The 12,829-nt window shown below is 49.3% G+C and carries 9 protein-coding genes; 7 read left to right on the plus strand and 2 right to left on the minus strand.

The genetic code is table 11. From position 1 onward, the window contains the following. The first annotated feature begins 240 nt into the window (after window positions 1-240). Both BTA51_RS30490 and BTA51_RS11200 read left to right on the plus strand, forming a co-directional pair. Entirely contained in the window at window positions 241-780 is a 540-nt protein-coding gene (locus tag BTA51_RS30490) for a hypothetical protein (protein WP_210404817.1), read from the plus strand. 57 nt (window positions 781-837) lie between these two features. Continuing rightward, window positions 838-1,725: a tetratricopeptide repeat protein gene (locus BTA51_RS11200; protein ID WP_094707553.1), complete on the plus strand. Its 888-nt coding sequence runs from the start codon at window positions 838-840 to the stop codon at window positions 1,723-1,725. A gap of 15 nt (window positions 1,726-1,740) precedes the next feature. Here the strand turns inward: BTA51_RS11200 and BTA51_RS11205 are convergent, their stop codons facing one another. Then, complete coding sequence (locus tag BTA51_RS11205) at window positions 1,741-2,160, minus strand: hypothetical protein (RefSeq protein ID WP_094707554.1); 420 nt, start codon at window positions 2,158-2,160, stop codon at window positions 1,741-1,743. A gap of 221 nt (window positions 2,161-2,381) precedes the next feature. Between BTA51_RS11205 and BTA51_RS11210 the strand changes: the two genes are divergently transcribed. From BTA51_RS11210 to BTA51_RS11230, 5 genes are all read left to right on the plus strand, one after another. Then, window positions 2,382-3,065: a hypothetical protein gene (locus BTA51_RS11210; RefSeq protein ID WP_094707555.1), complete on the plus strand. Its 684-nt coding sequence runs from the start codon at window positions 2,382-2,384 to the stop codon at window positions 3,063-3,065. Window positions 3,066-3,207: 142 nt separating this feature from the next. Beyond that, window positions 3,208-3,915, plus strand: a complete 708-nt coding sequence (locus tag BTA51_RS11215) for an N-acetylmuramoyl-L-alanine amidase (protein WP_094707556.1) — start codon at window positions 3,208-3,210, stop codon at window positions 3,913-3,915. Window positions 3,916-4,190: 275 nt separating this feature from the next. Next, window positions 4,191-5,975 carry an alkaline phosphatase gene (locus BTA51_RS11220; RefSeq protein ID WP_246841006.1) on the plus strand — a complete coding sequence of 595 codons (1,785 nt, stop codon included), beginning with the start codon at window positions 4,191-4,193 and terminating at the stop codon, window positions 5,973-5,975. A 279-nt stretch (window positions 5,976-6,254) separates the two neighbouring features. After that, window positions 6,255-6,476, plus strand: a complete 222-nt coding sequence (locus tag BTA51_RS11225) for a hypothetical protein (RefSeq protein ID WP_094707558.1) — start codon at window positions 6,255-6,257, stop codon at window positions 6,474-6,476. 114 nt (window positions 6,477-6,590) lie between these two features. Then, window positions 6,591-10,310 carry a putative Ig domain-containing protein gene (locus tag BTA51_RS11230; protein ID WP_094707559.1) on the plus strand — a complete coding sequence of 1,240 codons (3,720 nt, stop codon included), beginning with the start codon at window positions 6,591-6,593 and terminating at the stop codon, window positions 10,308-10,310. A gap of 101 nt (window positions 10,311-10,411) precedes the next feature. Here the strand turns inward: BTA51_RS11230 and fusA are convergent, their stop codons facing one another. Then, window positions 10,412-12,451 (minus strand): elongation factor G, encoded by a 2,040-nt coding sequence (fusA, locus tag BTA51_RS11235; protein ID WP_094707795.1) that lies wholly within the window; start codon window positions 12,449-12,451, stop codon window positions 10,412-10,414. Window positions 12,452-12,829: the final 378 nt, after the last annotated feature.

Here is a 12,829-nt window from a genome sequence, read left to right on the forward strand (position 1 = left end):
CCGACGGGTTTTACGCTTCTTATTCTGGTATTCGGCTTCGGAGAAGGTCATCTGTTCCATGGAAAGTATTCCTGATGAGTTAGCTTGGCCGTATTATGACTGATTTGGGGAGTTATTCAGAGTCTCCTTAGCTATATTGAACCAAGCATCAATTTATCCAATACCCCAGACGAACTTTGTACCTCATTCTTTACCGGGTATGTGATAAGGTGCAGCAAATACCACGCGGAGACAAAGTGCTTGCCAATAAATCTAAAGAAGCTATTGAAAGCTTATTTGATAATTTTCGTTACGGGACTATCCGCTTCCTGTGCGACAGTTTCAGTTACCGAAAATAAGCAACCACTGAGCCTTTCAATAAGCTGGTTAAGGACCTCCAGCACCATAGTTCACGTTGAGCTATGCAATGTTTCTGATAGCAACCTGGAAGTCCGCAATTTACTGATCCCTCAGTACTATTATCTACGGTTTTCTGTGTCTGAAATCAGTGGATTTCCTATCCGCTTTAAAGGTCCAGAATATAAAATCGTTCCACCTGAACTGATCGTTATCGCTCCCGATGAATGTATAGAGGCGGAGCACAATATCCAACAGTTGTTTGATATTCCCAAAAATAGCAGGATTACCTACATTCAGGCTTTCTACTGGAACAACATGATCGATCCGACTCAAAGCAGTTTGCATGCTGTCAGCAACATGTTAACTCTTAGGCAAAATACAGATTTTGAGACGGGGTCTGATGAAGCCTTTTTTGAAAAAATCAGACAACCTGAAATTTAGTACAATTCCCTTACCTATTGCATGTTCTAGCGCTCCACTTTCACCAGGATAGACATCATGAACTTTCTAAATCTCAACAAAAGGCGAGCCCAAAAGCTTCTCGATAAAGGAGAAGCATTAAGTGAATCGGGAAAAGATGAAGAAGCCATCAACACCTACCTGGAAGCTATACAACTAGACCCTGAGAATTCAGCCTGTTTCTACAACATTGGACTCATTTATAAATACCAGGGTGAATGGGAAAAATCCCTTGAGTTCAACACTAGAGCTTACGAGCTAGCCCCTGATGATGAAGCGGCAAGATGGAATTTGGCGATAGCAGCGACAGCTCTGCGAAAATGGGATATCGCACGCAAGGCCTGGGCTGAGAACGGTTTGGAACTTGATGGAAATTCAGGGCCGATCAATATGAATTTTGGCATGACACCTATTCGATTGAATCCTGATGAATCTGGTGAGGTCGTTTGGGCCACCAGGATAGATCCAGTAAGAGCCATAATAGAAAGTATTCCCTATAAAGAATCCGGATTCAGACATCACGATATTGTTCTTCATGACGGTGCAGCCGTTGGGTATCGAAAGATTAAGGATCGAGACTACCCGGTGTTCAATGTGCTGGAGTTATTTAAAGCATCTGATTTTAGGACAGTCACAGCCTCAGTGATTATTAAAAGTGATGAAGACCTGAGAGTCTTACGCGACCTTTTCGATAACTCAAAGCATTACTTTGAAGATTGGACAACCGGCATAAAAGTCCTATGCAAGCAATGTAGTGAAGGCATTCCTCATGAACACCATGACAAAACACTGGAAAACGATTGGAGGTCAGAGCGAACCTTGGGGGTTGCCGTCCATAATGATGAAAATATCATACAAATTTTTGAAGGATGGCAGTTAATTACTGAGGGGAAATTGGTACAACTTGAAGATGTAGCAATCTCCTAAAGTAAATCGACTCATCTAATTCGCAAAAGACCTCAAATCCGGCTCAACTCTGCTACAACGCGCAGAATCCTGAGCCAACCACTCTTCACTGAAATACTGATGAATCACTCCAAGTGCGTCATTAACCAAATCAGGGTTCATATCCAGAAATTGTTCCAGACTGTCGAAGCCTGATTTCCCGAATCGCATCGCCATAATCCGCACCATGGCGTCCGTCAGGGTGTAATGAAACTTTTGGGTTGCGCCCAGGCTTTCCGCATAGAGTTTGATCCCACGGCAGGTACTTTCGACCGCTGTTTCGAGGTCATACCGGTTTAGATACAACCAAGCCAGCCGCATATGTCCCAGGTGATCAAAGCACGCCGGGTCCAGAGTCTGGCCTTCGAATTGTGCCAGAAAAGTCTCGTCGTCTAGATGGCTGGATTTATGTGTCATTTGGATTCCTCATTCTCTTACAGGGTCAAGCTCTTCTAGGGAGACAGCCTAAGGGCTGAACCTATAGACAGGTCAACAGCATCTGAAAATCGGCCGGCATTATGGCAAAAATTCACAAAACCAACCCCAATTTATGCACTGAAAACCATCTCCTGATCAGCGATAACTGAAAAACGTTCTACACGAGCGTAATTCGATCAAACAATAAATGGAGATTTACTATGAAACGAGCCACGTCCCTTTCCGTCATCGTTGCAGCGGTAATTGCCTCTCAAACCGCAACGGCAGCGGGTCCGGATGAGATCCGTCAACTCACACCTCAGGTTCCACTCAGCTATGAGCTGCCCGATGACCTGGTGGCAAATCCAAAGCTGGAAGAAGCGGATTTTAAAATCTATACAGCAGGAGCCCATTACTTCAAACGAGCCATTACCAGCACCAAGCCGCAGACAACCACGTCGGAGAAGTTCATTCCCCTACCTGGAGCAGCAACCAAGATCGCCGTCCCCGCAGGTAAGAACGTTCTGGTGAATCTGGCCTTTACGGCAGAATCCCGGTGTAACGAGCTGAATAGTGTTGCCCAGGATTGGTGTGAAGTCAGAATCATGGTGGATGGAATGGAAGCTTCACCGGCAGCATCAAGCTTTCCACCGGATACCTACGCATTCGATAGCACAGATAGTGGTTCGGAAACCACGGCCTCCTGGGAATCCCACGCCATGGATCGTCATATGTGCATCATGAATAGCCAAGGTGATACAACCAAAGTTGTTCCCATCGAAGTGGACTGGAAAGTAACTAACTTTGACGGTGGTGTCGCCCCCAACTTCTGGCTGGATGATTGGAGTCTGACGGTCGAGTTGGCGCAAGGCTGTCGTGAGCAGGATGGAAAGTTCGATCAGTAATCCCTATTGCTCAGTGTTGTGAAAGAGGTCCTATCTAACGCCGGCCCTATGCTCTTATGATTAGGGTCGAATGTCTCTCGCCCGGCTGTCTTGAGACTTGGATAGGACTCTACTTTTTATACCTGAAAAATCAGGAGGATGAATGAATATCTACGTTCCAGGTATGCGAGACCGCAGAACAGCCGCCGCAGACGAAACCCACGCACCATCTGCCGGAGGCGGTCCCAGGCCTATATACGGGCGCGGAACCTCAGCACGCAGGATGAGTGAATCCCGCAGAGCATTTGACGTCAGGAGAGCATCATTCAATCGGGCTCCTACAGACATCAATACGGTCATCCTGCATCAAATTACAGCGTTTCATCCCGCACAGTTACCAGGAGAGGCTACTGACGGAGATATTCACAGCGATCATTCCCTTGACCATGTTATTGCCCATTTTGTGGTGAGAGCCACAGGCGAGATCATCTATACCCATGACGTTCAGTTCATACTCAACAGCGTGTCAGGGCGCCACGGCGTTGATATCGAGTTTGAGGGTGGTTATGGACACCAAGCGACACCTCAAGGTACCCGACTCAGCCGCCAGGCAATTTTAGCCGGCCAGAGGCTCCTAAGGTGGCTGGATGCTTACCTGCCGAACTTGCGGTATATCCACCCTCATGGACAAATTCAGGGCCGGGGGCGCGGGAAACACGATTCCTGTCCGGGTCCGGATGTGTGGGTAAATGTAGGCCAATGGGCTGTGGCCAACCTGGGGCTTATCTCTGATAGACCTCATCATAGTTACCCGAATCATGGGATCTCCCCGGCACAGTCCAACCCCAACTATGATCAGCATGTATCCTAGACAACAGGAATCACTCTGCGAATCAAAAAAAACTCCACTCTCCCAGCTGATGCGATGTTTCCAACGAAAAACAGCAATTTCAGATAGAAACGAGCATCAGAGGGGACAGCCTGATGTCATTGCAATCAAACAGTCATATCCCCTTCACAGACACCCGTTAAATTAAAACGCTCGTTTGAAAAAATAACACCCTCTCAGGATCGAAAGGAATCACTAAAGAGGTCCTGATGCTCTGATGAAATAACAACCCGGATGACATAACAATCCGTTAGGAGATGACTGTGCCCACTTTCGATCGTAGAAAATTCCTCGGCATGATAGCCGCCGGTATGGCGACCCCTTATGTCCTGTCCAAAAGCCAGGGCGCTCATGCCGCCGATGCACTGAACTGGAAAGCATCTTCGGCTGCAGCCCCGCTTCCAGTCAACGACCATGATCCATCCAATATCTTTGACCTGTCGGTTGCCTCAGGTGACCCGACGTCTTCTGGTGTGATGTTGTGGACTCATATCCGAGCCAGCCAATACGAAGCATCAGAAAAACTGTACTTCCAGGTCGCGACCGATTCCGGATTCAATAACATTGTTGTGGAAGGGATGGTGAATGGTGAGGACTTGGACAGCCGCCGGGATCATACGGTGAAAATCGATCTCGACGGCCAGCTTCAATCAGACCGTTATTATTACTACCGGTTCTTGTACAAAGGCACCGCCAGTCGTACCGGCCGTTGCAAAACAGCCCCAGCCATAGGGTACGACTTGAGTTCGGTGAAGTTTGCCGTTCTGACCTGCCAGGATTACACCAACGGCTATTATGGCGCTTTGAACTACGTAGCGGAGGACACCAGCATCGACTTTGTCCTCCACATGGGTGACTTTATCTATGAGAGTGTCGGTGATCCCAGGTTCCAGGATCTACCTTTTGAAGACCGGCTGATCGCTTTACCCAGCGGCTTTACCGTCGCCATGAACCTGGAAGACTACCGCCATTTATATCGTAGCTATCGCCAGGATCCTTTCCTGCAGAAAGCTATGGAAAATCATACCTGGATCCTGACCACTGATGACAACGAAACCAGCAATGATTGCTACTGGGATTACCAGTTCGATACGCTGGGTTGTCCGGATCATCCCTACACTACCGATCCCCAGTTCAACAATCGTCTTGATCTGAAGCGCCAGCTGAAATTGGACTCCCAACGCGCATGGCTGGAATATGCTCCGGCCAGAGTGCAGGTGAATGAAGATGCCACCCATCCACATGAGTACTCACGGATTTATCGCAACTTTCAGTTCGGTGATCTGGTGAATTTGAGCATGCTGGATACACGGACCTACAGAACGCCTCATCCCTGTGGTGAAGGCGATTTTCTTGAGCGTTACGTCCCCCTGGGGTGTACCAATCTTGAGAATCCCAATCAGAGCATGATGGGCCAGCAGCAACGGGAATGGTTGATCGACACCTGGAGTGCTTCACACAGCCGCTGGAATGTCCTGGGCAACCAGACCTATATGGGACGCCTGGGCATCGAAGTGGGAGACAAAATCAAACTGCCCTTCAATGTGGACGCCTGGGATGGCTACGAAGCTGAACGCCAGATCCTGATGAATGAAGTTCGTTCCAACAATGTGGATAACTTTGTTGTGCTGACCGGTGATCTGCACACCTACATGGCCTCCCAGGTCAAAAAAGACTATGCGGATCTGAGTTTCTGGCATCTGGACAATCAGGTGGGTGTGGAGTTCATGACGCCTTCCATCACCTCAGCCGGCTTGTCCGATATGGTCACCAAGTCCTGCCCTGATCCTGAAGTGGCCAACTTCCTGCTGCAGGCTCTGAGTGAGTCCGCGCTTCGCCTTACCAACCCTCACGTCAAGATGTTCAACAGCACTCAGCACGGCTATTCCACCATTGAGTTCAAAAAGGACTACTGTGAGTGGATTGCCTACAGTGTGAACAAGAACATCAACTCCGGCGACCAGGGGCGTAATGCGATTGCGCGATTCCGCAAATATGAACACTGGCCCTGGCTGGTAAGACATTCCACCAGCGGCTACTGAAACCAGTTCATTGCCAGGGGCGGTTTGATCCGTCACTGGCACTTTCTGATGCCTGCTACACTCGATCCTCATTCGACACAAAGAGCCCTTTCAAAGCCATTTTAGCGCCACTATTCCCTGCAAAAATCCCGTCAGAAACACACTTCCCGGACAGCTACAGTCGGTCACAAATGTTTGTATATTTATACAGTATTTTGTGGTTTGTGACCTTCTGATCTGGTATAATAACCGGACTTTATCGACAACGATAAAATTGATATTTATCAAGGATGTAGCAGCATGAATAAGACCATTCTCGACCCTGTTGCCACCCTGTATTCCAGGCTGCAATATGCCTTCTGGTGTAAGCGTTTTGATCGCCATACCAGGCTTCAAAGAAAGGGAAAAAGGCCTCAATCCACCTCATCTGCAAGAAGACTCAAAACTCTCTCCAACTCGGTCACCAGAGCATCTATCGAGACCAAATCCAGATCGGTCGATGACACACTCAGAGGGATCTGATTTCAACCATCAGTAACTCCCTTGGTGGCCACATCAACGGCGAATTTCGCCACGTTACTCACCTATAACCCTGCAACACTCCAATCACATCAACCTATAGGGAAATCAATAAGTATGGACCTGAAATACTTACTGTTGACCAGCTCAATGCTGCTTAACATCAGTGGTCAGGCGTCAGCCTCATCACTGCTCTATTCTGATGATTTTGAATCCGGGCCAGGCAACTGGTCCAACGTTAGTGTCGACGACAATAAAGACTGGAGCCGCCTTTCCGGTATGACCTCTTCAGTCAGCACCGGACCTTCCAGCGGTGCTGATGGCAGCCAGTATTACATGTATCTGGAAACCTCCTCCGGCTCGGCCTACAGCGCGGGAGATACTGCCATTCTCATGAGCCCGGGGATTTCAACAAACGACGATGTCCGTTTACAGTTTCAGTACCACATGTACGGAGTGCAAATAGGAACGCTCTCTGTCGATGTACTGAACAACGGAAACTGGACCAATGATGTCTGGACTCTTTCCGGACAGCAACAGACCAGTGAGACTGAAAGTTATCGATCCGTTGATCTCAATCTCAGCGAATACAATGTTTCACAGATTCGCTTTCGCGCCACTGCAGTTGGAGGGTATCGTGGGGATATCGCCATTGATAATGTGGAGATTTCCACTCTGGCCAGCAGTCCGGTTGCTCCGAGTTTCGATCACACCCCTCTGGTCGGACCCGACGCAATTTCCGGGAAGCCCTACCAATCAAGCATTGCCACCTATGCAAGTGATGCCAATGGCGATCCTTTAACCTTCAGCAAGGAAAGTGGTGCTGACTGGTTAACTGTTGCTCAAGACGGCACACTGAGTGGGACGCCTGAAGCAGGGAGCGCCGGCAAATATGAGTTTCTGGTGGCGGCTTTCGATGGCTACTGGAAAACAGCCGTTACGTTGATCGTCAACGTAGTAGATGGCCCTCTGAGTGCGACTGATTTTGAAGCAGACTTCGGAGATTGGAACAACGTTACCACGGGGGATAATCAAAACTGGACCAGACAAACCAGTGGTACTCCGTCAAGTGGTACCGGACCAACCGGAGGAGCAGATGGCAGCTCCTATTACGCCTATCTGGAGACATCCTCCGGGTCAGCCTACTCCGCTGGTGACAGCGCCATACTACTCGGGCCGACTGTCAACGGTTCAAACCTCCATCTGCAATTCGACTACCACATGTATGGAGCAAACACCGGGACGCTGTTTGTCGACACACTTGTCGACGGGAGCTGGATAGAGAACGTCTGGTCCATCTCCGGGCAGCAACAAACCAGTAACAGTGCAGCTTATGCCGCTGCAGATGTTGACCTCAGCAGCTATAACACCTCCCAGGTCAGACTACGAGCCGTCGCTGCAGGGGGATATATGGGCGACATCGCTGTCGACAATCTAAAGATCATCCAAATTGATCCGAATACCCATGATGCTGATAGTGACGGAGTTGTCGATGCACTGGACCAGTGCCCCCAAACTCCAGATACTGAAACGGCAGATTCAACCGGCTGCTCAGGCTCTCAACGGGATTCAGATGCTGATGGAGTTCTCGATATCAACGATGCATTTCCATTTGACCCTACCGAGTGGTCAGACTTGGACGGAGACGGCATCGGCGATAACGCCGATACAGATGACGATGGCGACAACGTCCCAGATGTGGACGACGCTTTCCCAAATGATCCTGCAGAGTGGGTTGATACTGATAACGACGGTCAGGGTAATAACGCAGATTCGGATGATGACAACGATGGTGTTGATGATTCCAGTGATGCTTTCCCACTTGATGCCAGCGAATCAGTAGATTCAGATGCAGATGGTATCGGCAACAACGCCGACATGGACGATGACAATGACGACGTCAATGATACAGAGGATGCTTTCCCTCTGGACCCGACAGAATCTGTGGACACAGATCAGGATGGCATTGGCAATAACGCCGATATGGACGATGACGGCGATGGACTTTCCGATATCGACGAAGCCAGTATCTATAACACTGATCCTCTAAATCGTGATAGTGACAACGATGGAATGGATGATGGATGGGAACTCAAATATGGGCTAGATCCCGGTATCTTCGATTCCGATGGAGATCTGGATGCGGACGGGTACTCCAACCTGGAAGAATTCCAATACGACTCGGACCCGACAAACAGCAATAGCATCCCAGTGGAATTGATTGATAGCCTGTCCCTGGGTAACAACGCAAGTTGTGCCATCGTGAACAACAAAATCACATGCTGGGGACTATCAACACAATACGCCATCCCAACCACACTCACCGCACCGAAAGTTGTCACTACCGGAAATCGCGTCTATTGTGCCTTGCAGGACATGAAAGTGACCTGTTGGGGAGACGACTACCCAACATTGACATTAGATGTACAGTCAAACCCGATCATTAACGCTGTCAGCATTTCAATGGCGACATTGGCGAACACCCTCTGCGCCATCACAGATATTGATACCATTGAATGCCGTGGTTATGACGGATACAGCCTGGCTAACCCGCTTCTAAGCATCACCCACCTGAAGCAAGTGGATATGTTTCAGTATCATGCCTGTGCCCATAATGGTGTTAACGTTGAATGTTGGGGGCGAAACGATTCCTTCCAAAGTGATGTCCCCAGTGACATAGGCACTCCTGCGGAAGTTGCTGTTGGCGGCCTGCATACCTGCGTGCTCCAGACAGACGGCCAGGTGCGATGCTGGGGTAACAACGATCAAGGACAAACAGATGTGCCTTCAGATCTCGTTAACATTGTCAGCATTGACGCGGGTTATTATCACACCTGTGCGGTAAACGATATTGGCCAGACAAGGTGCTGGGGAGGAAACAGCTCCGGTCAGCTGGATATTCCAGCGAACCTCGAACCCATTGCACTCATTCACAGCGGCCCTTACAACAACTGCGCAACGACCATCAAGGGCACCTATGTTTGCTGGGGAAGCAACAACTATGGCCAGTCCGCCATCTGGTACAAAATGAACGACTTCACAGTGGGTCAAGACCATGTCTGTGGAATCAGTGCAGAAAAAGCCATGTGCCTCGGAAGCGGCCTTAACGAACCCGAAGTCCTCAACATTCCACAGGGAATTGTGACTCCCAAGGAAATTGGCGCAGGCCGCCATCACAATTGTGTGTGGGGCGAAAGCGGCATGCATTGTTGGGGCAAAGCAGACTCAAATCTGAGCTATCCGTCAGATCTAAGCGACGTCACCAGTATAAAAGCCGCAACCTACCAGACCTGCGCAATCGATAACGGAACTGTCAGATGCTGGGGAAGTAACCAGTACGGATTGTTGAACGTACCTTCGAATCTTGCCAGCCCCACTCTACTGGCTGCAGGCACAGCGCATAACTGTGTGATTGATGGTGACCATGCCGTTTGCTGGGGAGATAACCGCTATGGACAGGCGAACTCTCACTATGGTCTGGTTAATCCACGGGCAATCGCTGTCGGAGGTGTTTATCCCAACACATCAGAAACCGGCCATAGCTGCGTTGCGGATGACAATGGAGTCGAGTGCTGGGGTTCCAACAACCTTGGTGTGCTTGATGCACCCTACGGGCTCAATGATGTGGTTGATCTTCACGCCGGATGGGGCACCTCATGCGCCCTAAGGACTAACGGCCAAATAGTCTGCTGGGGTGATTATATTAATTCTACAAGCGTACAAACCATTAACATTGGATCAGTCTCGGAGATTGAAGGGTATAACAGTAAAGTCTGCGCCCGAAACTCACGAGAGCTGAAATGCACGGATCACAGTGGAGCTTTGCTGCTGAACTAGAAGACATTCAGCTGTATTAAAAGACATGCAACTGTATTCATTTGAAAGAACTTCACCATAAAAAAAGGAGCGGGATTTCCCGCTCCTTGATCACTCAAAAGCTACCCTGCTTTCTTGGAAGCAATGATTTCGGACACAGGTACGTAACGGTCAAAAACCATTGAGTAGTTTGCGCGGCCGGCAGTTAACGTCCGCAAGTCTCCGATATATCCAAACATCTCAGATAACGGAACTTCCGCAGCGATCACCGCAGTTTCTCCCCTGATCGTCTGCTGCACGATAGATCCACGACGACGCATAAGATCACCGATGCAGTCACCAACATGCTCCTGGGGTGAAACCACTTCCACCGCCATCAAAGGCTCCAACAGTGTCGGCTTTGCCAGCCTGGCAGCTTCCTTAAAGGCTTCTCGGCCTGCAATGCTGAACGCAAGCTGGGAAGAATCCTGAGCGTGGAATGCACCATCCAACAGAACAGCTTTGAATCCACCCGACGGATAGCCTCTCAGCATTCCATTCATTGCAGCCATACGAATACCTTCTTCCACCGATGGAATATATTCCCTGGGTATCGCAGCACCAACGATCTGGCTCTCGAACTCTATGTCATCACCTTCAAGTGGCTCAAAACGCAGAGTAACCTGGGCATATTGTCCGGCTCCGCCTTTCTGCTTCTTGTGGAGATATTTCACCTCAACCATCTCCGTCAATGTTTCCCTATAAGCCACCTGTGGCCGACCAACATTGACATCGATGCCGAAGTCCGTTTTCAGGCGATCCACCACAATTTCCAGATGCAACTCTCCCATTCCTGATACGAGCGTCTCACCGTCACTTCCTGCTCCGAGCCTTAAACTGGGATCTTCATTGACGATGCTTCTCAAGGCATCCGACATACGGTCATAATCCTGCCTGGTTTTCGGCTCAAGCACGATATCCATCACCGGCTCAGGTGCACTGATACGCTCAAGTATCATCGGTTGTTCAGCGGCACAGAGCGTGTCGCCCGTCATAGTATGTTTGAGCCCAACCAAAGCAACGATATCGCCGGCACTGATCCGATCCTTAGCTACTTTGCGATCTGCCTGCATCTCGTATATCCGACTTATACGTTCATAGCTATTGGAACAGCTATTTAGTACCCGGGATCCGGCCTCCAACGAGCCACGATAGACACGAACGAAAGTTAATGCTCCATGCTTGTCATTCACGACCTTGAATGCCAAAGCAGCAAATGCACCAGCTTCCTCGGACTCGATAATGAGTTCACCATCATTCGTATCCATACCCACTGTGCCTTTAACATCCTGTGGCGATGGCAGATAGTCCACTACAGCGTCCAACAGCATCTGTACACCAACATTCTTAAACGCCGAAGCACAGAACACCGGGACGAAGCTGCCAGCAAGCGTACCAAGACGGATCAATCGTCCAACTTCCGCAGCATCCAATGGCTCACCTTCGAGCCAGGACGCCATGATCTCATCATCCAATTCAACGATGCGTTCTTCCAACAGAGCACGATAATGCAGGGCCGATTCCAGGTAATCACCGGATATCTCCTCAGAGAGGTATTCCCAACCATCTTCACTGCTCCATCTGTGCAGCGTCATGTTCACAAGATCAATCAAGCCAACAAAGAGATCTTCTTCAAAGACCGGCAATTGCAACACCAACGGTAAAGCACCAAGGCGGTTGCGTATCATGTCGATCACTCTCAGATAGTCTGCTCCCACACGATCCATTTTATTGACCACACAGATCCGCGGTACGTGATACTTGTCAGCCAGACGCCAATTGGTTTCGGACTGAGGCTCTACGCCTGCGACCGAATCAAATACCACCACCGCACCATCCAAAACTCTTAAAGAACGATTAACCTCGATGTTGAAATCAATATGCCCCGGAGTATCAATAATGTTGATACGATGATCGCGCCACCCCACGGTGACAGCCGCACTGGCTATCGTGATGCCACGTTCTCGCTCCTGAACCATATAGTCGGTTACCGCATTCCCATGATGAACCTCACCGACTTTATGATGAGTACCAGTGAAATACAGCAGACGTTCAGTCAACGTCGTTTTACCCGCGTCTACGTGTGCAACAATTCCAATATTTCTTAACTTTTGAAGTTTCATAACAAACCTCTGAAAACCTGATATATGAATTCCAAACAGGTTCCTTAGCCCTGTCGGAAATTTCACTCCCAGGGCACCAGAGGTGTCATGGGAGCATTATGTGGTTTCCCGATCTTTTGATCTGCCGCATAGATCCTGCGTTACGCTTTGAAGATTCCATGGGAGAGAAAATGCAGCACCAAGGGATAGGCACGAGAACTCCGGCCCTTGGGCAGGGACTATTGCGGCGATGTACTTGTCATACGTTCTCATGGTGTAACCCGTTAGTGCTTCGTCTGTTAGAGTCAATTACTCAAGGGGTTATAAACGAAAAAACCCCGATAGGGTGACCTACCGGGGTTTCCTGATGCTTACCGGAGGCCACTAAGCCTCCGTTGT

The organism is Hahella sp. CCB-MM4, from assembly GCF_002260525.1.
GTDB lineage: Bacteria > Pseudomonadota > Gammaproteobacteria > Pseudomonadales > Oleiphilaceae > Hahella.

Bases quoted from the DNA above. Each gene is read 5' to 3' on its own strand.
- BTA51_RS11230 (WP_094707559.1), top strand. From the start codon at position 6,591: ATGGACCTGAAATACTTACTGTTGACCAGCTCAATGCTGCTTAACATC.
- BTA51_RS11220 (WP_246841006.1), top strand. From the start codon at position 4,191: ATGACTGTGCCCACTTTCGATCGTAGAAAATTCCTCGGCATGATAGCC.
- BTA51_RS11225 (WP_094707558.1), top strand. From the start codon at position 6,255: ATGAATAAGACCATTCTCGACCCTGTTGCCACCCTGTATTCCAGGCTG.
- BTA51_RS11205 (WP_094707554.1), bottom strand. From the start codon at position 2,160: ATGACACATAAATCCAGCCATCTAGACGACGAGACTTTTCTGGCACAA.
- fusA (WP_094707795.1), bottom strand. From the start codon at position 12,451: ATGAAACTTCAAAAGTTAAGAAATATTGGAATTGTTGCACACGTAGAC.
- BTA51_RS11215 (WP_094707556.1), top strand. From the start codon at position 3,208: ATGAATATCTACGTTCCAGGTATGCGAGACCGCAGAACAGCCGCCGCA.
- BTA51_RS11200 (WP_094707553.1), top strand. From the start codon at position 838: ATGAACTTTCTAAATCTCAACAAAAGGCGAGCCCAAAAGCTTCTCGAT.
- BTA51_RS11210 (WP_094707555.1), top strand. From the start codon at position 2,382: ATGAAACGAGCCACGTCCCTTTCCGTCATCGTTGCAGCGGTAATTGCC.